This is a genomic window from Halosimplex amylolyticum (genome assembly GCF_051414035.1).
Lineage (GTDB): Archaea > Halobacteriota > Halobacteria > Halobacteriales > Haloarculaceae > Halosimplex > Halosimplex amylolyticum.
Window position 1 is genome coordinate 303268 of record NZ_JBLKNW010000002.1, and the last position, 20499, is coordinate 323766.

General features: G+C 69.3%; 17 protein-coding genes. 10 read left to right on the forward strand and 7 right to left on the reverse strand.

Annotation, left to right across the window (positions count from 1 at the left end; translation table 11 throughout):
• Nucleotides 1-28 precede the first annotated feature (28 nt).
• On the reverse strand, nt 29-430 hold the full coding sequence (locus ACMGFE_RS12105; RefSeq protein WP_436925456.1) for a DUF7968 family protein: 402 nt from the start codon (nt 428-430) through the stop codon (nt 29-31).
• A gap of 80 nt (nt 431-510) precedes the next feature.
• Nucleotides 511-906 (reverse strand): cupin domain-containing protein, encoded by a 396-nt coding sequence (locus ACMGFE_RS12110; protein WP_436925457.1) that lies wholly within the window; start codon nt 904-906, stop codon nt 511-513.
• 127 nt (nt 907-1033) lie between these two features.
• Between ACMGFE_RS12110 and ACMGFE_RS12115 the strand changes: the two genes are divergently transcribed.
• From ACMGFE_RS12115 to ACMGFE_RS12135, 5 genes are all read left to right on the forward strand, one after another.
• Nucleotides 1034-2245: a site-2 protease family protein gene (locus tag ACMGFE_RS12115; protein WP_436925458.1), complete on the forward strand. Its 1212-nt coding sequence runs from the start codon at nt 1034-1036 to the stop codon at nt 2243-2245.
• A 201-nt stretch (nt 2246-2446) separates the two neighbouring features.
• Nucleotides 2447-2680, forward strand: a complete 234-nt coding sequence (locus tag ACMGFE_RS12120; protein WP_436925459.1) for a DUF7576 family protein — start codon at nt 2447-2449, stop codon at nt 2678-2680.
• A 179-nt stretch (nt 2681-2859) separates the two neighbouring features.
• Nucleotides 2860-3597 carry a helix-turn-helix domain-containing protein gene (locus ACMGFE_RS12125; protein ID WP_436925460.1) on the forward strand — a complete coding sequence of 246 codons (738 nt, stop codon included), beginning with the start codon at nt 2860-2862 and terminating at the stop codon, nt 3595-3597.
• Between the two features lie 416 nt (nt 3598-4013).
• Nucleotides 4014-4421 carry a hypothetical protein gene (locus ACMGFE_RS12130; protein ID WP_436925461.1) on the forward strand — a complete coding sequence of 136 codons (408 nt, stop codon included), beginning with the start codon at nt 4014-4016 and terminating at the stop codon, nt 4419-4421.
• 175 nt (nt 4422-4596) lie between these two features.
• The gene (locus tag ACMGFE_RS12135) at nt 4597-6216 is read left to right on the forward strand and encodes an alkaline phosphatase family protein (RefSeq protein ID WP_436925462.1); all 1620 of its coding nucleotides are present in this window, start codon (nt 4597-4599) and stop codon (nt 6214-6216) included.
• Nucleotides 6217-6433: 217 nt separating this feature from the next.
• Here the strand turns inward: ACMGFE_RS12135 and ACMGFE_RS12140 are convergent, their stop codons facing one another.
• Nucleotides 6434-6718, reverse strand: a complete 285-nt coding sequence (locus tag ACMGFE_RS12140; protein WP_436926089.1) for a PadR family transcriptional regulator — start codon at nt 6716-6718, stop codon at nt 6434-6436.
• 370 nt (nt 6719-7088) lie between these two features.
• Between ACMGFE_RS12140 and ACMGFE_RS12145 the strand changes: the two genes are divergently transcribed.
• Entirely contained in the window at nt 7089-7910 is an 822-nt protein-coding gene (locus ACMGFE_RS12145; RefSeq protein WP_436925463.1) for an AAA family ATPase, read from the forward strand.
• 287 nt (nt 7911-8197) lie between these two features.
• Here ACMGFE_RS12145 and glmS read toward each other — a convergent pair whose 3' ends face one another.
• From glmS to ACMGFE_RS12165, 4 genes are all read right to left on the reverse strand, one after another.
• Nucleotides 8198-10015: a glutamine--fructose-6-phosphate transaminase (isomerizing) gene (glmS, locus tag ACMGFE_RS12150; protein ID WP_436925464.1), complete on the reverse strand. Its 1818-nt coding sequence runs from the start codon at nt 10013-10015 to the stop codon at nt 8198-8200.
• A gap of 215 nt (nt 10016-10230) precedes the next feature.
• Entirely contained in the window at nt 10231-11724 is a 1494-nt protein-coding gene (locus tag ACMGFE_RS12155) for a helix-turn-helix transcriptional regulator (protein ID WP_436925465.1), read from the reverse strand.
• A 277-nt stretch (nt 11725-12001) separates the two neighbouring features.
• A complete protein-coding gene (locus ACMGFE_RS12160) occupies nt 12002-12628 on the reverse strand; it encodes a DUF7344 domain-containing protein (RefSeq protein WP_436925466.1) in 627 nt (208 codons plus the stop codon).
• 365 nt (nt 12629-12993) lie between these two features.
• On the reverse strand, nt 12994-14331 hold the full coding sequence (locus ACMGFE_RS12165; RefSeq protein WP_436926090.1) for a nucleotide sugar dehydrogenase: 1338 nt from the start codon (nt 14329-14331) through the stop codon (nt 12994-12996).
• Between the two features lie 376 nt (nt 14332-14707).
• On the opposite strand from ACMGFE_RS12165, the gene ACMGFE_RS12170 reads away from it, so the two are divergent.
• From ACMGFE_RS12170 to ACMGFE_RS12185, 4 genes are all read left to right on the forward strand, one after another.
• A complete protein-coding gene (locus tag ACMGFE_RS12170; protein ID WP_436925467.1) occupies nt 14708-15718 on the forward strand; it encodes a glycosyltransferase family 2 protein in 1011 nt (336 codons plus the stop codon).
• Nucleotides 15715-16740, forward strand: coding sequence for a DUF354 domain-containing protein (locus ACMGFE_RS12175; RefSeq protein WP_436925468.1), 1026 nt, complete (start codon nt 15715-15717; stop codon nt 16738-16740). The genes ACMGFE_RS12170 and ACMGFE_RS12175 overlap by 4 nt, the downstream gene beginning before the upstream one ends.
• Before the next feature lie 320 nt (nt 16741-17060).
• Nucleotides 17061-18689 (forward strand): right-handed parallel beta-helix repeat-containing protein, encoded by a 1629-nt coding sequence (locus ACMGFE_RS12180; protein WP_436925469.1) that lies wholly within the window; start codon nt 17061-17063, stop codon nt 18687-18689.
• 174 nt (nt 18690-18863) lie between these two features.
• Nucleotides 18864-20228, forward strand: coding sequence for a polysaccharide deacetylase family protein (locus ACMGFE_RS12185; protein ID WP_436925470.1), 1365 nt, complete (start codon nt 18864-18866; stop codon nt 20226-20228).
• The last annotated feature ends 271 nt before the right edge of the window (nt 20229-20499 follow it).

Here is a 20499-nt window from a genome sequence, read left to right on the forward strand (position 1 = left end):
ACGGGCCGGTCGCCGACCCGGGACGGGCTCAGTCGTCCAGCGCCTCGGGTTCGTCGTGCTGGACCGACCAGCCGGGGTTGACACCGCAGGCCTCCCGCTCGGTGTACTCGATCTCGGTGTCGGAATCGATCCGGGCGCCACCTTCGACTGCGAGGTCGGCGTCGCCGACCTCGTCCTGTCGTGGTGACTCCGTCACCACGCGCTCGACGACCAGCGGCACGTCCATCTTGCTCCCACAACAGCCCACGTCGGTGAACTCGTCCCACTCGTCGCCGACTTCGGCGCTGTCGTGGACCTTCTTGAGGTACGTCTTGTAGTAGTCCGAGTTGATCCGCTTGCGCCCGTGCTTCCCGATGTCGGCCGGGAAGGAGAGCTCGAGACGGGTGGCGACGGACTCGGTGGCGTCGTCTTCCGATACCTGTTCGCTCATGGCGGACGATAGGTGCGCGACGAACATGGGGATTCCGGCGTCGACCGTGGAGTCGGCTCCGTCGCGCACCCGGAGCGCCGCTACTCCTCGACCAGTTCGATCGCGTCGTCGCCGGTGGGAACGGCACAGAGGAACGCGCCCTCGATGTCGGCCTCGTTGCGGTACCAGTGGACGGCGCCCGCAGGAATGTGCAGGGAGTCGCCGCCCCGAACTGTCTGTTCTTCGCCGTCTATCCCGACCACGTACTCGCCGGCGAGCACGTACTGCTCGTGTTCGATCTCGTTGGTGTGTTTCGGCACCTCGGCGCCCGGAGCGAGTGTGAACCGTCGGATCGCGAGGTTAGTCGCGCCGTGTTCCTCGCCGATGAGCACGCCCTTCTGGAGGCCCTCGGCGGCGTCGACGGCCTCGTACTCGACGTCTCCGGCGCGGCGAATCAGTGGTGTCTCCGGGTCGGCTGTCGCGTCGGTGTCGCTCATACGAGCGCGTACGAACGGACCCGTGAAGTCACTCCCGGACGGGTCGGCCGGCACGCACCCCGGTGCCCGCGGCCGACCGTGCCCCACCCACACACGGGCTTAAGGGCGTTCCCGCACAATATCCGGTATGCGACGATTTCGCATCGGGAGCGCGTTCGGGATCCCGATAAACGTCGATCTCACCTTTCTCCTGGTGTTGCCGCTGTTCGCCTGGGCCATCGGCTCGCAACTCGGCCGGTACGTGGGGTTCGTCAACGACCTGTTCGGGTCGTCGATCCCCGTGGATCTGCTCACCTCGTCGACGGAGCTCTCGCTGGGGCTGGGACTGGTCGCGGCGCTCGGCCTGTTCGTCGGCGTCGTCCTCCACGAACTCGGCCACTCGCTCGTGGCGATGCGCTACGGCTTCCCCATCGGGTCGATCACCCTGTGGATCTTCGGCGGCATCGCCCAGATGGAGGAGATGCCCGAGGACTGGCGCCAGGAGTTCGCCATCGCCATCGCGGGCCCGACGGTCAGCGTGGCGCTCGGCGCGGTCTCCTACGCCGCCTTCCTCGCGGTGCCCGCGGGCGGGTCGCTCGCCGTCGCCGCGACGAAGTTCGTCCTCGGCTACCTCGCGCTGATGAACGTCGTCCTCGCGGTGTTCAACATGCTCCCGGGCTTCCCGATGGACGGCGGGAGGGTCCTCCGGGCGCTGCTCAACCGCACCCGGCCCTACGCGCGAGCGACCGAGATCGCCGCCGAGGTGGGCAAGCTGTTCGCCATCCTCCTCGGCCTGTTCGGCCTGTTCGGCGGCGGCGGCCTGTTCCTGGTCGCCATCGCCTTCTTCATCTACATCGGCGCGGCGTCGGAGGCCCAGCAGACGGTGATGCGCGCGGCCTTCGAGGGAGTGACCGTGCGGGACGTGATGACGCCGGCCGAACGCGTCACGGCCGTCGACGCCGACCAGTCCGTCGCGGACCTGATCGAGACGATGTTCCGCGAGCGCCACACGGGGTACCCGGTCGAGCGCGACGGCGAGATCGTCGGGCTCGTCGCCCTGGAGGACGCCCGGGCCGTCCGCGAGGTCGAGCGCGACGCCTACCGGGTCGGGGAAGTCATGTCGACGGAGATCTACACCGTCACGCCCGAGGCCGACGTCATGACGGCGCTGGAGCGACTCGACGAACACGCCGTCGGCCGCCTGCTCGTCATGGACGACGACGAGTTCGTCGGCCTCCTCACCCGGACCGACATCATGACCGCCCTCTCGATCATCAAATCCAGCGGCCGCTACCAGTCCGAACCGGCGGACGGCACCGAACCGGACGTGTTCCGGGCCGACGAGTCGCGCCAGTCCTGAGCGACTCGGGCCGGTCCACGTGGCTGTCGACTCCTCTTTCTTCGTCGCCGATGATCGCGAAGCGGGTGCCCGTCGACTCGCTCGTCTCGCCGATCTGGACGTCCGTGATGCGTCGGCCCTCCCGACAGTCTCACGAGCGCTCACTTAAGCGGGCCAGATGTGAACGAGTGGAGGAATGTGAGTCGACTCCGACGACGCTCTATGGACTGTCCGTCGGTCGACGGTGCCGCCCGGCGACCGGCGACCGGCGGACCGACCGACCCGTCGCGTTCGCACCGGCGCACCCGGTGTACGAACTGCGGGACGGGAATCGCCCTGGGGGCCTGGCACTCGGCCGCGGTTCCGACGGACGGCGACCGCGTCTATCCGTTCTGTCGCGCGGGCTGTCGGTCGGCGTGGCTCGCCGCGCGCGGCGAGCCCGACGACTCGCCGTGAGCACCGGTGGGACGCCCCACCGTCCGGTGACCGGGCAGAAGTCGGCGGATTCGCAGGACTGCACGCCGGTCGACGCGACCCCGTCGCGGCCCGCACTAGCCATCTAGCACCCGGCCGGTCGCGGATCCCGCTGATAATAGCGAACAGACCCTTCCACCCGTCGGGTGTACGACGCGGCAATGCGTGCTGCAGACGATTCGTCGATTTCTACGCCGCCCGGCGTCGCCGCCTCTCGCTCGGCGCCGGCGGACGGGAGCGGAGCCGATACGTACGACATCGACGCGGAGATCCGTCTCTCACGATCCGACCTCGTTTTGACGCCGACGATCACCTCCCTCCCGCCGGTCTCGTTCAGCTTCGACGTCCACTCCTGGGCAGGAACCGGCACCGACGAGGTGTTCGTCACCGCCTCGGGCGGAGCACTCGACGGGTTAGACGCGGCGCTCGACGACGACGCGACCGTCGCCGACTACCGCACGGTCGCGGCCTTCGACACGGAGCGACTCTACCGCGTGACGGTCTCCCCCGACGCGACGCGACTCATGCCGGCGTTCGACGCGGTCGACGCCGTCGTCCGGGAGGTCCGCGCCACCCGCGACGGCTGGTCGGTCCGCGCGTACGTCTCCGCTCGATCGGTGCTGACGACGCTGACCGACCGGTTCCGGGCCGAGGACCTGTCGTTCGACTTCGTCCGGCTCTCCCGGCTCGGGACCGTCGACGACGTGGACGACGTCGTTCTCAGCGAGGACCAGCGGGAGCTGTTGGCCGCGGCCATCGACCACGGCTACTTCGAGACGCCACGCGGCATCTCCCAGCACGACCTCGCGAGCATGTTCGACGTCTCGCCGTCCGCCATCTCCCAGCGCCTCCGGACTGCAACCGGGAAGCTCGTCGCCCACAACCTCGGCGCGTTCTGACCGCGCCGGCGCTCCCGCTGCGTCCCGAACGGATCGGCCCCTCTCTCGCCCCCGTCTCGGTTCGTCCGACCGCACCGACGAGTCAGTGGTCCGGCCGTCGAACCACCCGCGGTCTTGCGGTACTTGCTCAGTCGGCTGCCCGTCCGCACGCGCTCGGGGACCCCGCCCGAGACTCCCTGTCTGACGCGCGTCTGTCGCAGTCCGGGGAGGGACGGTTCCCGGCCGGGACGGGTGGCGACGGGCAGACGTTTAGCGGTGGGCTAGTCGGCGACTCGTCGGCTCTCGAAGGGGAAAACCGGCGGTCGGGCGTGACGCGGTCACGTCGCTCCGACCGTTGGAAATGGCCGGAATTGCGGGCAACGAACGGAACGACCGGACCGGTTTATCATCGAACGGGCGCCAGCCGAACTCGCCGCATGAAGCCCAAACTGCTACTCGTTCCGATGCTGGCCCTGCTCCTGGTCTTCGCGGGCTGTTCGAGCCCGGGCCCGGGAGCGGGCACGAGCACAGAGCCGATGGACGACGGGGGTCTCGACGCGGGCACGTCGACGGACGCCCCGCTCGGTGAGACTACCGATAGCCCGGACGAGGACGACCCAGTCGAGGAGCAGACCGAGACCACCGAGGAAGACCTGCTGGACGACGAGACGGACACCGAGTCAGACGCGGGCAACGACACCGAAGCCGGCGTTGGCGACGACACCGAGACCGACGCGGGCAACGACACCGAAGCCGGTACGGACACCGAGACCGACTCCGAATTCGGCGACGGCGCCGACGACGACACGGCGACGGAATCGGCGGACACGGCCGCGGCGGAGTAGTTCCTCGCGGCGCGGTCCGGCCGGCCACTCCGCCGTCGTTTACCTGATTCATAACGAAATGGACGGCACCGCAACGCCGTTCCATGAGTCTGCGAGCACTGACGGTCCGACCGATTTCGAGCGACCGGATTGGCGCCAGTCGGCGGTCACCACGGCCCCCCTCGGGTGATCTACCGTGACGGGCGCGAACGTGGACACGCTCCTCGTCGGCATCGACGCCGGCTGTCTGCCGGTCTTCCGACGGCTGTTCGACGAGGGGCGTCTCCCGGCCCTCGAGTCGCTCTGTTCGGAGGGGGTCGCCGCGCCGATGGAGTCGCAGATCCCCCCGTGGACGCCGAGCGCGTGGCCGTCGCTGTACACCGGCGTGAACCCCGGCAAACACGGCGTCTACGGCTTCGTCACCTACGAGGGATACGACTGGCGCGTCGTCACCGCCAGCGACGTCAGGGAGTTCACGCTCTGGGAACTGCTCGACCGGCACGGCAAGACCAGCGTCGTCGTCAACGGGCCGGTGACGGCCCCACCGCCCGCCATCGACGGCGCCGTGATCCCCGGATTCATGGGTCCGGAAGACCCCGACTGTCACCCGTCCGGCCTCCTGGAGGACGTCCGGGAGGAGATCGGCGACTACCGCATCTACCCCGCGTACCACACCGACGACGACTCCTACACCGTCGACGAAAAGACGAGCGAGTACGCCGATCTCGTGCACATGCGGGGTGACGCCTTTCGCTACCTCGCCGACCGGTACGACCCCGACTTCGGATTCGTCCAGTTCCAGCGCCCGGACACCGTCTTCCACGAGTTCGACGGGAACTGGGACGCCGTCCGCCGGGTGTACGAGGCCACCGACGAGGCCATCGGTCGAGTGCTCGACGACTGCGACCCCGACCGCGTCTTCCTCGCCAGCGACCACGGGATGGGTCCCTACGAGCGCCCGCAGTTCCGCGTCAACGACTTCCTCCGCGAGGAGGGCCACGTCGTCGGCACGCGCGGCGGCAAGGGGATGCCCGGCTGGTCGCCGATCCGCGACAGGCTCCGCCACGGCGAGACGACGGAGTCGTGGGAACCGTCGCTGGTCGAGCGGGCCGCCGCGAGCGCGGCCTCCGTCGGCCTCACCGCCGACCGGGTCCGCTCGGCGCTCGAACGGGTCAACCTCGCGGACGCCGTCAGCCAGCACCTCTCCGCGAACGTCTCCCGGACGGCCGCCGAACAGGTGGACTTCGCGGCGTCGACGGCGTACCTGCGCGCCCGGACTGAACTGGGCGTCCGCATCAACCTGGCGGGCCGCGAGCCCGACGGCGTCGTCTCGCCCGCGGAGTACGACGCCGTCCGCGCGGACCTCGTCGAGGCGCTCCGGTCGGTCACCGCTCCCGGCGGCGAGCCGGTCTTCGAGGAGGTCGGTCCCCGCGAGGAGTACTTCCACGGGCCCGAACTCGAACAGGCGGTGGACGTGGTCGTCGTCCCCAACGACTTCCAACACTTCCTCTCGGACCAGCTCGCGGGCGACCCCTTCGGCGAGCGCAAGACCCGCTGGAACCACAAGCGCGACGGCGTCTTCGTCGCCTGCGGCGACGGGATCGACGAGACCGCGCCCGTCGACCCGCACCTGTTCGACGTCGCGCCGACCATCCTCGCGAGCATGGGGATCGAACCGAGCGACCGGATGGACGGCGACGTGCTGCCCGTCACCGATCCCGTCCCGCCCAGGAAATACCCGGCCTACGAGGGAGCGGGCGACGACATCGAAGCCGGCGTCGAGGGCCGCCTCGCCGACCTCGGATACCTGGAGTGACCGCCGCCGCCGACGCCGTCGGCGCCCGTTCTCTTCGCGCGCGACTCGGGGAGCGTCGCCGCCACTGACGCGGAGTTCCGACCGCGGAAGCCGTCGCAGAAACAGCTGTGTCGCCGTCGCAGCGGTCGTCACCGACCGGTCGTTCGCTCGCCCCGCCTCAGCCCCCGTCGTGCGCCCGTCCCGCCATCGGAGACCGTCACCGGGTGCCCCGCTCCGCTCAGGGCGACCCGGCCTCGAGGTAGTGGCTCTCCCACTCGTGTCTGGACTCGAGCACCTGCCAGCCCGCGGCGGTGAGCGTGTAGCGGTTCGTGCGCCCGTTCTTCGCCGTCTTCTCGACGAGTTCGAGTTCGACGAGCTCGTTCAGGTTCGAGTAGAGGCGGCCGTGCTGGATCTCGTCGTCGATCGATCGTTCCATCTCGGCCATGATATCCTGCCCGTTGGGGTCGGTGAGGCCGCTGACGACGAACAACAGGTCTCGCTGGAAGCCGCGGAGTTCGTGTATCGTTCTCATGTCCCATCAGTGGGCGACGACCAGTATATACCGTCCCGATCGTTGCCGCGATTAACGGCCCCGATATCTCGTCCGTCTGGCAAAAAATGAAGGCGGGCGAGGGTCGGTGGAGTCACGGGCGGCCTGCCGGATGCCTGCGATACCGACCGGCCGACTGGACGGACAGCGGCCAGTGGGTTTATTATGCGGACGGTAAACGCCGTCGCGCGCCCGTTCGACCGGCCCCCGTCGCGGTGGTCGACTTACCGTGCCGATAATAAACCGTCCGGACGGGCTACAGCGTCTTACCCATGGAACCCGTCAGTCCCGGCCGAGCGGACAGAACCGACCACCGACGCCGTCCGCACCGGGGGGCCGGCCCGTGACACCCCGGCGCGCCAGTGCGGGCGCCGTCAGGCGCGGACCGAACCGCCCTGAACGCCGCGCACGATTCGCCGACAGACTCCAGCTCCTCCTCGCCGGCGTCGGCGTCCTCCTCTTCCTCTCCGGGATCGGGTTCGCGCTCGCCGGCGACACGGTCGGCGGATCCCCCGGACTCGGCGCCGCGAACGAGACGGCGACGCCGGCCGATCCGCCCTCGACGACGAGCGCGTCGGCGGACCCGCCCGGAACGAGCGCTGCCGGGACGACCACCGCGACCGCGCCGCCGACGGACGCGTCGCCCACGGCGACTGGCGCTCCGACGCCGACCGCGACGGCGTCCCCGACTCCAACGCAGACCCCGACCCCAACGCCGACTGCGACGGCCACGGCGACGCCGACGCCGACGGACGCGTGGGACGATACGGAGACGCCCACGCCGACGGACGCATGGGACGATACGGAGACGCCCACGCCGACGGACGCGTGGAACGGCACCGAGACGCCCACACCGACGCCGACTGATACGTGGGGTGCGACTGAAACGCCGACGGCGACGCCGACGGATACGTGGAACGACACGGAGACACCGACCCCGACCTCGACGGACACGTGGAACGAGACAGAGACGCCGACGGCGACGGACACGTGGAACGAGACAGAGACGCCGACGGCGACGGACACGTGGAACGACACCGAGACGCCGACGCCGACGGACACGTGGAACGACACCGAGACGCCGACGCCGACGCCAACCGCAACGCCGACGGACGACGACGACGACGGCGGTCTGTTCCCCTCGATCGCGAACATCTTCCTGTAGTCCGCGACCGGGGTCGCTGCGCGGCCGGGTCTTCCGGTTGGTCGTCGCCACTCGCCCGCAGCCTCGGCTTCGGCTCCTCACTTCTCGTCCGTGCCGTCTCGGGAGCGCCAGCGTCCCCGGCGTCCCGCAAGCGGCCGGGAGCGCTAGCCCCGCTCGTAGTATCGACAGGTCCATGGTCGCGCGGTCACTGGGGCGCGCGCTCGCTGACGGCGGTCGCGCAGTCGGTGGCGAAAATCAGGCCGACACTCTGGGAAGCCGCGTTTGGAGAAGCCGCTCGCGCCGTCGCCTCACTCGACGGTCACGCTCTTGGCCAGGTTCCGCGGCTTGTCGATGGCGCGGTCGAGCTGGACCGCGGCGTGGTAGGAGACGAGCTGGAGCTGGACGTTCGCGAGCAGCGTCGCCCACACGGGATGGGTGTCGGGGACCGGCAGGCGCGCGTCGGCGACGTCGTCGGACTGGTCCGGGCCGACGACGACGACGGGCGCGCCGCGGGCCTGCGCCTCGGTCGCGTTCGTGAGCGTCTTCTCGTCTTGGGCCTCGTCGCCGGAACAGACGGCGAACAGGGGCGTGTTCGGCGTCACGAGCGCGAGCGGGCCGTGTTTCAGCTCGCCGGCGGCGAACCCCTCGGCGTGCTCGTAGGTGATCTCCTTGAACTTCAGCGCGCCCTCCTTGGCGACCGAGTTGGCCTGCCCGCGACCGATGAAGAAGTACGAGTCGTGGTCGCTGTAGGTGCGCGCCAGGGACTCGGCGGCCGTCGTCTGGAGGACCGACTCCACCTGGTCGGGCAGGTCGCGGAGCGCCGAGAGCAGCTCGCGGCGGTCGAAGTGCGGATCGGCCGCCGGGACGTCGTCGACGAGGCGCAGGGCGAGCAAGCCGAGCGTGACCGTCTGCGAGGAGTAGGTCTTCGTCGCGGCGACGCCGATCTCCGGGCCTGCGCGGATGAACAGCGAGTCGTCGGCGGCGCGGGTCACCGACGATCCGACGACGTTCGTCACCGCGAGCGTCCGCGCACCCCGTTCCGTCGCGTCTTCGACCGCGGCGAGCGTGTCGGCCGTCTCACCGCTCTGCGTGACGGCGACCACGAGCGTCTCCGCGTCGGCCGGCCCGGCGGCCACGCCGTACTCGTTGGCCCGTATCGCCTCGGCTCTGACGCCCGCCCGCTTCAGCATGGTCTCGCCGAACAGGGCGGCGTGATAGGAGGTGCCGCAGCCGACGAGCTGGACGCGCCGCACGTCCTCGAAGGCTCCCGGCGGAAAGTCCTCGAGGGAGACCGTCCCGCGTTCGGCGTCGATCCGCCCCTCGATCGTGTTGGCGAGGGCGCCGGGCTGGGTGTGGATCTCCTTGAGCATGAAGTGGTCGTAGGCCCCCCGCCCGGTCTCGTCCGCGCTCCAGTCGACGGCCTCGACCGCGCGGTCGACCGGCCGCCCCGCGGTGTCGGTCACGCGCAGTTCGTCCCGCTGGGCGACGACGACGTCGCCGTCTTCGAGGTACATCACCCGGTCGGTGAACTCCACGAAGGCGGGCACGTCGCTGGCGAGGTAGTAGCCGTCGGCGGCGACGCCGAGCACGAGCGGGGACCCGTCGCGGGCCGCGTACAGCGTCTCGTCGTCCTCGACGAGCGCCGCGATCGCGTAGTTCCCCTCCAGCGCGTCGACGGCCGCGCGGAACGCCGCCTCGGGCGCGAGCCCCTCGCCCAGCTTGCGCCGGATCAGGTGCGGGACGACTTCGGTGTCGGTGTCGCTGGAGAACGTGACGCCGTCGGCGCGCAGGTCCGCGCGGAGGTCGTCGTAGTTCTCGATGACGCCGTTGTGGACGACGGCGACCTCCCCCGACTCGTCCGTGTGGGGGTGCGCGTTCTCGTCGGTCGGCGGCCCGTGGGTGCTCCAGCGGGTGTGGCCGATCCCGACCTCGCCGTGGAGGCGCCGTCGCCGGACCGCACGGCGGAGCTCGTCGACCTGCCCGGAGCGCTTGCGGACGGCGATCCCGTCGCCGTTCTGGACGGCGACGCCGGCCGAGTCGTACCCGCGGTACTCCAGGTTCTCGAGCCCGGTGACGAGGTCGTCGACCGTTCCTCCCTCGCCGATCCGCGCGATGATGCCGCACATCTATCCGAACACCCCCCGGAGCGGGGACGACCGCCGCCCGGTCGCGCGTCGTGAACGGCCGGTGGTGCGGGGGTGTCCGCCGGTTCGAGAGCGTCGTACTCGTTGCATAGCACCGTCCACTCGCGGAGCGGAGTTTACTATCCAGATAGTAACGATCGGGTTAGCGCCGAAGTAATGGCCGCAACTCGGGACAACTGTCGGGATCGGCCGCCGCGTCAGGTGTCGTCCCCGGGCGCGGCGTTTTCGAACGGCGACCGCGCGCTGTCGGGCACGGCGGTCTCGAGCGCGATGATGTTCTGGCGGCCGACGTTTATCTTCTCGATCTCGCCGCTGTCTTCCATCTTCGAGAGGAGGCGGCTCACCTTTGACTTCGACCAGTCGGTCTTCTCCGTGATCTCGTTCTGGGGCAGGCGGCCGTTCTCCTCGCGGAGCAACTGGAGGACGCGGTCCTCGTCGCTGAGGATTCGCGGAGGGACCGGGTCCGGGGGCGCGTCGAGCGTTTCGCCCCCGTCGGCAGCGTCGTTCGCCGGCGGATCGGGTTCGCGCCCGATCGAAGACACGTCCGGGAGCATCTTCCGCTGGATCAGGCGGAGCACCGCGAGGACGGCGATCACGCCGATGACGATGAAGACGGTGGTCAGCGGACTGGTGGGGTTCGTCCCGATGGAGACCTCGGTCGCGTCGGCGAGGCCGTCGCCGTCGGTGTCGGCTTCGGTCGGATCGGTGCCGTAGGTGTGGACCTCCGCGCCGTCGGCGAGGCCGTCGTCGTCGGTGTCCGGCACGGTCGCGTTGGTCGGCCCGTCGACCTCGCGTTCGTCGGTGAGGCCGTCGCCGTCGGTGTCGGCTTCGGTCGGGTCGGTCGATCCGTCGACCTCGGCTGCGTCGGAGAGGCCGTCGCCGTCGGTGTCGTCGTCCATCGGATCGGTGTCGTACTCGTCGACTTCGGCCCCGTCTTCGAGCCCGTCGCCGTCGGTGTCGGGGTTCGTGGCGTTCGTCTTGCCGTTGACCTCGGTCGCGTCGGTGAGCCCGTCGCCGTCGGTGTCGTTGTTGAGCGGGTCCGTCCCGTACTCCATGACCTCTGACCCGTCCTCCAGCCCGTCCTTGTCGGTGTCCGTCCGGTTGAATCCGGTGCCGTGCTTGACCTCTTCTTCGTTCGTCAGGCGGTCGGAGTCGAAGTCGCCCTCGGGGCGGATCACGACGATGGAGCGGTTGACGGACGAGATGACGGCACCGCCCGTCTCGTTCACGACGGTGACCGTCACCGTCTGCGCCCCGGTCCGGTTCGTCGGCCAGGAGTCGAACGCGTACTCGTCGGTGACGGTGTAGTCGTCGGTGATGAGCGAGTGAGACCGGCAGCCGTCGGTCACGTTCTCGCCGTCGACGGTGAGGCAGACGCTGAAACTCCGATGGGTGCGCGCGTTCGTCTCGGCCACCAGCGTCACCGCCGACTGCTGCCAGACGTACGTCGTGTCGTCGTACCGCTGCTGGACGGCCCCGTCCCGTATCGTCAGGTTCGCGGAGGCGGTCTCGGAGCTGCCCTCGGTCGCGGCGGGGCTCCCCGCGGGTGCGACCGCGGCGGTGTGACCGCGATCCGAGTCCTCCTGGACCACTCCGGTACCTTCAGCCACCGTCCCCCCCACCAGCGGCGTAACGGCACTGCCGACGAAGAGGAGGCACAGCAGCACGGCGATGACGTGTGTTCGAGCCATGTTCTATAGCTTGCGGGCCGCTTCGAACGCTCCAGCGTGTATTCTGCTACCCATTTCCATCGTCTCCCAAACGGCTTCGTTGCGTGTTGTTAGCCTTCACAACTCGTTCCGGTATACGTATTACTTTACTAAGTCACCGCCCGGTATGTTTCGGTCCGGTGCGTCGCCAGACGGTGTTTCGGTGTCCGTGCGCCTGCCTCGCGTGAGCAGGGGCTCGTGGCTGTCGTAGTTCGTCGATCGGGCGTTCGGACGCGAGGCGGGTTCGGTCGCAGTAGCGTCAGGCGTCAGTGTCCGCGGTCGTCGTGATCTTGGCGACCGTCAGCAGCGAGACCATCGTGACGACGATGACGCCGACGATGAATCCCGAGAGCAGCTGGAACGGGGTGACATTGAGCACGGTCCCGACGAGCAGCAGCGACCCCAGGAGCGAGAGGCTCAGGTAGCCCTGGTCCCAGACGTCGACCGAGTCGTCCTCCGCTTCGTCCGTCCCCGGCTGGTCCTCGATGTACGACGCGACCTCGTCGAGCGCCGGCTGCGGGTCGACGAGCCCTCGCGACTTGTTGTAGTCGATCACGCCCGCCTCGTCGAGGGTGTCCAGGTGAGACTGGTACAGCGCGATGTAGACGCGCTGGCGCTCGTCGGACGTGAGCGCACGGACCGTCGTGTCGTGTTCCCAGGCGGCGACCTGCTCCGCGACGTCGCGCATCTTGACGGTCTGGTCGGTCCCCTCGAGGTAGCGGATGACCGCACGACGCCGCTCGTTCTGCAGCAGGTGGAAGAGCTCGTTCTTCCCGAGCGGGTCGGACCCCTCGTCGGGGGCTGTCTCCTGCTCCTCGTCGGTAGGCTCGTCGTTCTCGAGCGAGTTCGCGGCCGTCGCGTCGGTCTTCTGCAGTGAGTAGCTCATTGGCTTCGTCTGGACATTCCAAGATATTCTAATAAGACGGGGCTCTCGTCCCGACCGTTGCCGACTGTTGCAGCGGCTATGGAGGGTCGTAAATCGGCGCTTGAAACGATCTAAAATCGTTCCTCGGGGCCTGAAACTGCCAAAACCGGGTTAACTCGATTCAATCCGGTTTGATCGTGAACCGACCGGTTTCGCTCGCCCGATGTGGCGCTTCGATCGGAGCCGTGACCGGTCACCGCCTGGTCACTCGGCGAACGTCTGACGGCCGTCTGACGGGGGCGCGTCGGTCCGCCGGCCGACCGAGGCGGGTTCGACCGGCCGGCATTCGGTCCCCGGGGCCGTCGTCGGTTCGACCGGGCCACCGATCACAGCCGCCGGTACTCGAAGCCGGCCTCGACGACCTCCTGCTCGTCGAGGGCGCCCGGCACGTCGACGATCACCGGGTCGTCGGCCATCGCGTCGGCCACTCCGTGGAAGTCGATGGACTCGAACTCGTCGTGGGCCGTCGTGACGACCAGGCCGTCGAACCCGGTCGGGTTGAACGTGGACTGGACGGGCAGCCCGAAGGTCTCCCGGGCGCGGTCGTCCGGCGCGTGCGGATCGAACCCCTCCGCGTCGACCCCGAACTCGGACAGTTCGTCGACGACGCCGTCGACCTCGGAGGTCCGGATGTCGCCGACGTTCGGCTTGTACGAGAGCCCGAGCAGCAGGACCGAGCTGTCACAGAGCACGTTCCCGGCGTCGTTGAGGGCCTTGACGGCCAGTTCGGCGACGTGCGTGGGGACGTACTCGTTGATCTCGCGCGCCTTGAGGACGAGGGTCGGCGAGAACCCGTCGCGCTCGGAGCGGTGGGCGAGGTAGTGCGGGTCGACGGGGATGCAGTGGCCGCCGACCAGCCCGGGCGAGTACTCGCCGTGGAAGTTCCACTTCGTCCGCGCGGCCGCGAGCACCTCCTCGGTCGAGAGGTCCATGTGGTCGCAGGCGATGGCGAGTTCGTTGACGAGCGCGATGTTCAGGTCGCGCTGGACGTTCTCGATGACCTTCGCCGTCTCCGCCGTCTCGACGTCCGGGGCGCGGTAGATGCCGGCGTCGACCACCGACGAGTAGAGATCCGCGAGGCGCTCGCGCACCGCCTCGTCGTCCGCACCGACGATCTTGACCACGTCGCGCACGCCCCGCCCCTCGTCGCCGGGCGAGGCGCGCTCCGGGGAGTACCCCACGTCGAACTCCTCGCCCGCGGTGTACCCCGAGGCCACCTCCAGTTCCGGGACGAGGACGGTCTCGGTCGCGCCCGGGAAGACGGTCGACTCGAGGACGACCGTCGTGTCTTCGGACATGTGTTCGCCCACCGTCTCGCCCGCCGCCCGGACGAACTCCAGGTCCGGGTTCTCCAGGTCGTCTATCGGCGTGGGGACGGTGATGATCACGAAGTCGGCGTGCTCGATGAGCGACGGGTCGGTGGTGAACTCCGCGTCGGCGTCGGCGACGGCGTCGTCGTCCACGTCGCCGGTCGGATCGCGGCCGTCCGCGAGCGCGTCGACCTTCTCGTCGTCGACGTCGAATCCGACGACGGTCTGGCCCGCCTCGTCGAACGCGACGGCCAGCGGGAGGCCCACGTAGCCGAGCCCGACGACGCAGACCGTCGCCGGCTCGGCCGTCGAGTCCGCCGCCGTCGACTCCCCCTCGATCGGGATCGCCGTCATTCCGCTCGTGCCGTCCGCCGGAGCGTGCGATGCCTGCTCGTCGCCGCGATTGCTGGGTCTGTTCGGATCCATATGTGGTCGTCGCGAGCGGGTGCCCGCTCGCTGTCCGTGTCCGACCTCGGCCGGCGATGGGCTTTATTATAAATCTGATAGGTGGTCGCTTATTCCGGGGGTAAGACGCGAAACAATCGATCGGATGGTGTGGCGTATTTGCGGTTCGTGGGGTCTGTGTGCGGTGGATTTTCGGAACTGTTGCGATCGTTTCGATCCTGCTGTCGATTATCAGCTCAATAATAAAATCCGCAGACTGCGTGGCATCTCTCGGCTTCGCCCCGTCACGCGACGGATCCGAAGACAGACCACACAGGGGTTTCCCATGCACGCCACCACGACCGATCTGACAGCGAACGCAGCGACGATCGACCGCACGACGGACTATCGGCGCGTCCGACCGGCGGATCCGCCGGACGGGGGCGGTCCGCGGACCGGTTCGTCGGACGGGGACCGGGCCGCCGCCACGGCGTATCCGGACACGACGATCGCCGTCGTCGTCCCCGCGTACAACGAGGCCGGCCGCGTCGGCGAGGTACTCGACTCGATCCCGCCGTTCGTCGACCGCATCTACGCGGTCGACGACGCCTCGACCGACGATACCTGGGCGGAGATCCGCGCCCGCGTCCCGAGCGGCCCCGGACCCCACGGTGACGACGTCGACGGGCGGATCATGCCGATCAGACACGAAGCGAACCAGGGCGCGGGCGGGGCGCTCCGGACGGGGTATCTCACCGCGCTCGACGAGGGCATCGACGTGACGGTGACGATGGACGCGGACGGCCAGATGGACCCGGAGCTGATGTCGGCGCTCGTCGACCCCGTCGCCGACGGGCGGGCCGACTACGCCAAGGGGAACCGCCTGGCCGACCCCGAGGACCGCCGCGGGATGCCGCCGTTCCGCCGCTTCGGTAACTGGCTGCTGACCTACCTCACCAAGATCGCCAGCGGCTACTGGGGGGTGATGGACCCGCAGAACGGCTACACCGCAATCTCCGGCGACGCGCTCGCGGCCGTCGATGTCGAGTCGCTCCCCGACGGCCACGACTACCCGAACGACCTCCTCGTCCGACTGCAGGTGGCCGACAAGTCCGTGGCTGACGTCGCGATGCCCGCGGTCTACGACGACGAGGAGAGCACGATCGACTACGCCGAGTTCGTGCCCGAGACCTCGCTGACGCTGCTTCGCGGCTTCTGCTGGCGTCTCGGTCGCGCACTCGTCCCGGGGAACGCCGACCCGCGGACCGCCGTCCGCGGTGCCCTGGTCGGCATCACCGTCGTGACGTGGGTCGTCCTGTCGCGCCGCGACGACGCGGAGGGGCCGAGCGAGGAATGAAGGTCGTCGTCACCGTCCAGCATCCCGGACACGTCCACTTCTTCAAACACGCCATCCGGGAACTGGAGACCGCCGGCCACGAGGTCCACGTCTTCGCCCGGGAGAACGAGGTGACCGCGGCCCTGCTGTCGGCGTACGGCATCGACTACGAGATGCTCGCCGGGGCCTCGGCGTCGCTCCCGTCGCTCGCCCGGGTCCAGCTCACCTACGAGAGCCGCCTGCTCGCGCGCGCCTGGAAGATCGACCCCGACGTCATCGCGGCCATCGGCGGCGTCGCCGCGTCCCACGTCGCCGCCGCGGTCGGCGCCCGCAGCGTCGTCTTCTACGACACCGAGCACGCTTCGCTGATCAAGCGGCTGGCCTACCCCTTCGCCGACGAGGTCTGCACGCCCGACTGTTACACGGAAGACGAGGGCGACAAGCACGTCCGCTACCCGGGGTACCACGAACTCGCGTACCTGCACCCCTCGCGGTACACGCCCGACGAGACCGTCCTCGACGACGCCGGCGTGGACCCCGACGACCCGCTCGTCGTCTGCCGGTTCAGCAGCTGGGACTCCTCGCACGACGTGGGCCAGGGCGGGTTCGACGACCTCACCGAGGTGGTCGAACGGCTCGAATCGGCCGGCGCGACGGTCCAGCTCACCGCCGAGGTCGACCTCCCGCCCGAACTCGCCGACCGGGAGCTGTCGGTGGCGCCCGAGCGGATGCACGACCTGCTCTACCACGCCGATCTGACGGTCGGCGAGGGCGCGACGACCGCGACCGAGAGCGCGCTCCTCGGGACGCCCGCCGTCTACGTCAACTCCCTGCGGCTGGGATACACGACAGAACTGGCCGATGAGTACGGACTGGTCTTCCAGTACAACGGTCCGAACAGACACGAGGAGGGCGTCCGCCGCGCGGTCGAACTGCTCGGCGAGACCGACGGGGGGCGGTGGCAGCGCCGCCGCGCCCGCGTCCTGGAGGACAAGCGGGACGTGACCGACGTCGTCGTCGACCGCGTCCTCGCGGGAGGGTGACCCGCTCCCCTTCGCTGGACCGTGGCCGGGTCCGCTCTCCTCCGCCGTTTTCGTCCCTGCGAACTGGCCGCCCGATAGACCTCCGCACGCGTGCAGCGTTCTCGTCGTGACCGGTAGACGCATCTCTCCGTCTTCCCGTCGGGCCCCGATCGGCACCCGCCCGCGCCATCTGAATATCAGGTTTCGAAACGACAGGGCCGCGGACCGGTGGTTTCCGGGGGGCGTTCGGGCTTTTCAGGCGCTCTCCCCGCCGCGAACTTAAACGGTGGACATGTGAAGGGGTAGCCACAGGGGTGGGTATCCGAATTGAGAAGATACACATGACACAGACGGACGGAAATGCGGACGAACGCGGCGAAACCGGGCGGGCCTGCGGTCGCGATGGGCGGCGTTTCTCTCGACGTGCGGTTCTGAAGACGGGCGCGGCGGCCGCGGGCGGACTGGTCTTCGGGTCGGGCGTCGCGAGCGCCGACACGGGAACCGACGCGATTCCGACGCGACTGCGCGAGACGTTCGACCGCGTCGTCGACGTGGTCGAGGCCGGCGCCGACGACACGGGCTCGGAGTCCATCGTCGACGTCCTGGAGCGACTGCGGGACGACGACCGACTCCAGCAGGGGACGCTGCTGTACTTCCCGCCGGGCCGCTACTACGTGGACCGGCAGTTCCGGATGACCGGCTTCGACCTGTTCGGCATGTACGGCAACGACGCCACGTTCGTGCCGGCCGACTACCACAGTTTCGGGGACGACAAGCACAAGCTGTTCCGGCTGGGCGTCTCCTACAACCCCGGGAACCGCCTCTTCGTCGAGAACTTCGCCGTCGACCAGACGGCCGAGGACACGGGCGCCCGCGTCTTCGACGTCGCCGTCGCCGACCGCATGGAGGTCCGCGACGTCGACGTCCAGGGCAAACACGACTCCGGCGCCTGGGGACCGGGCCGGTTCGTCGTCACCGATCCCGACGGGACGGGCGTCGTCGAGCGGTTCACCGCACTGGGCGGCGGCGAGTACTCGGCCAACGCCCCGCACGACAAGCTCTGGCGCGGCCCTTCGGGTCTCATCTGCAACACCTACAACGAGGGGCGGATGACGTTCCGCAACTGCGAACTCGGCGGGTTCCCGGACAACGGCCTCTACGCGGCGGGGAGCAAGGGACAGATCCGCGTCTGGCGCGGCACCTACAGGAACAGCAACGGCGCGAACGTCCGCGTCGGCGGTCCGAACAGCGAGATCATCGGCGTCGACGTCGTCGTCGACCGGAACTGGGAGGAGACCCAGGCCCAGCGCGGCATCCGCGTCGAGAAGACCGACGACATCGACGTGAAAGACTGCTCCGTCCGCATCGCCGCGGACACGCCCAACAGCCACGCGATCTCGGTCCAGTGGGACGTGGAGAAAGCCTACCTGAAGGGGAACACCGTCGTCGTGGACAGCCCCGTGTTCAACCACGGGGTCTGCGTCGCCGCCCGGACCGGTGACGTGACCGTCTACCAGACGAGCGTCGAGCACAACGGCCCTGGCGGCGCCGCCTTCTACATCGACGGCGAGGGCACCGACGACGAGTCGGCGATGCTCGCGCAGGTCACCGTCACCGGGTCGGCCGGCCACAAGTGGAACCGCGCCGGCATCTACAACAAGCGCAACAACGTCGAGTTCCGCGCCGTCGACGTGGATCAGACCGGCTCGTCCAAGCGCCGCGCGCTGGAGAACTTCGGCGACGACTGCATGGTGTACGCGTGTGACTTCACCGCCCGCCAGCACCCGCTCATCGACACGGCCGCGGACACCTGGGTGGAGAACTCGACGTTCCGGTCCGCCGACGACCGCCAGGGTATCCGCCTCACCGACACCACGGAGCGCGTCTATCTCAAGAACAACGAGATCGACGACGACGTCAAAGACGAGGGCTGTTCCGACCTCAAGATGGTCGGCAACACCTTCTTCTGAGTGGGCGGCTGGGCCGCGTCCCGGCGTCCCCGCTGTCTCCGTCTGCGCCGGTTCGATTCGCACTCTCTCACGGATTACCACTGCCCTAGCGGCGTCGCCGCGGCGCGGCGGCCGTGCTATCAACCCCATAAGAAGGACCACGGGGGTGCGAACGTGCGGTGTGATGCGTCTCCGATGAACCGACGTCGATTCCTCCGGGCGAGCGGCGCCGTCGTGGCGAGCGGTCTGGCCGGCTGCGGCGGCGACGCGACGGGCGATACACCGCTCGATTCGAGCGATCCGACGACCAGCGGCACGGACGCCGCCGAACCGGGCACCACGACCGCGACGACGACCGCCCGGTCGGGTGGAACGACCACCGGGACCGATGCCGCGACGGCGACGCCGTCGCGCGAACAGCTCCAGACGGACTACCGGTCGCGCGAGCGATACGGCCAGCCCGGAGTGTCGCTCGCCCCGCTGGACGGCCCCGACGAGTGGCGGACGGTCGTGGGGGAGGCGCACGCCTCCGACCGGGGGATCACCGACGCGGGGGGCGTCAAACTGGTCGGCCCGGGCGGGGAGAACGCCTCGATCGCGAAGTCGATCTCGCCCACCGACCTCTCGGACAAGGACCTCTCGGTCGGGATCCGGTCGACGACGCCCCGGGAAATCGCCTTCGTCGTCAGACTGGTCGACGGCTACGGCAACTACGCGGCGCTCTCGCTCCGGAAACTCTCCTACCAGCCGCCCGACGTGGGCTGGTTCCGCACCTGCCCGGGCGTCTACGCCACCAGCGACCAGGTCCCCGACCTCGCGAACGTCGAGCGGGTGCAGCTAGTCGCGCTCAACGCGAGCCCCGACGACGTCGAGGTGTGGGTCGACGACGTGCGGACCCACCCCAAGCCCGACCAGGGGTACGTCGTCCTCAGCTGGGACGACGGGCGACGCGCCTACGCCGAGGAGGCGGCGCCGCTCCATCGCGAACGCGACCTGCCCGGCGTCGTGACGATGCCGCCGACGGTCGACCACGTGGGAGAGGGGCCGTTCATGCGTCGCGACCAGTTCAACGAGGTCAGCGAGGCGGGCGACGAAGTCGTCGCCCACGGGACCACCGGACGGACGTTCAGCACCGTGTCGGCGGAGCAACTCGACACGATGCTGGCGCGCAAGAAGCGCTGGCTGCTCGCCAACGACTTCGACGGGAGCGACTTCGTCGTCTACCCCGGCAACAACTTCGACGCCACGTCGCTGGACGTGACCGACCGCTACTTCAACATGGGCGGGATGAACCAGGCGGGCGACGTGAACACGACGGGCGTCAACGGCTTCGACCCGCTGGTCCTCCCGCGGACCATCGGCCACGACCTCGCAGTCGCGAAGACCGTCGTCGACCGCGCCGCCGCCCACCGTAACTGCGGCATCCTCAACTTCCACCACTTCGGCACCGACAACACGATGGACCCCGGCGAGTACGAGCGACTCCTCGACCACGTCGTCGAGACCGACGGCGTCGAGGCGATCACCTTCTCCGACCTCTGGGCGATGCGCGCTGAGTAAGCGGCCCCGCGCCCCCGCGCCACCGCGCCGCCGTACTTCCGCGTCACCGCGCTTCCACGCCGCCGTACTTCCGCGTCACCGCGCCACCGCGCCGCCGTACTTCCGCGTCACTGCGCTTCCACGCCGCCGCGCTTTTGCGCCACCGCGCTTCCGCGCCCCGCTGCTCGGCGCCTTACGCGATGCCAAAACCGTTCGCCGGCGCCCTCGGGGCCGCTGCGGCGCGAACGACGGACGGCGGTCGGACGCCACCGCCGCTCGCGGGCGGGACGGA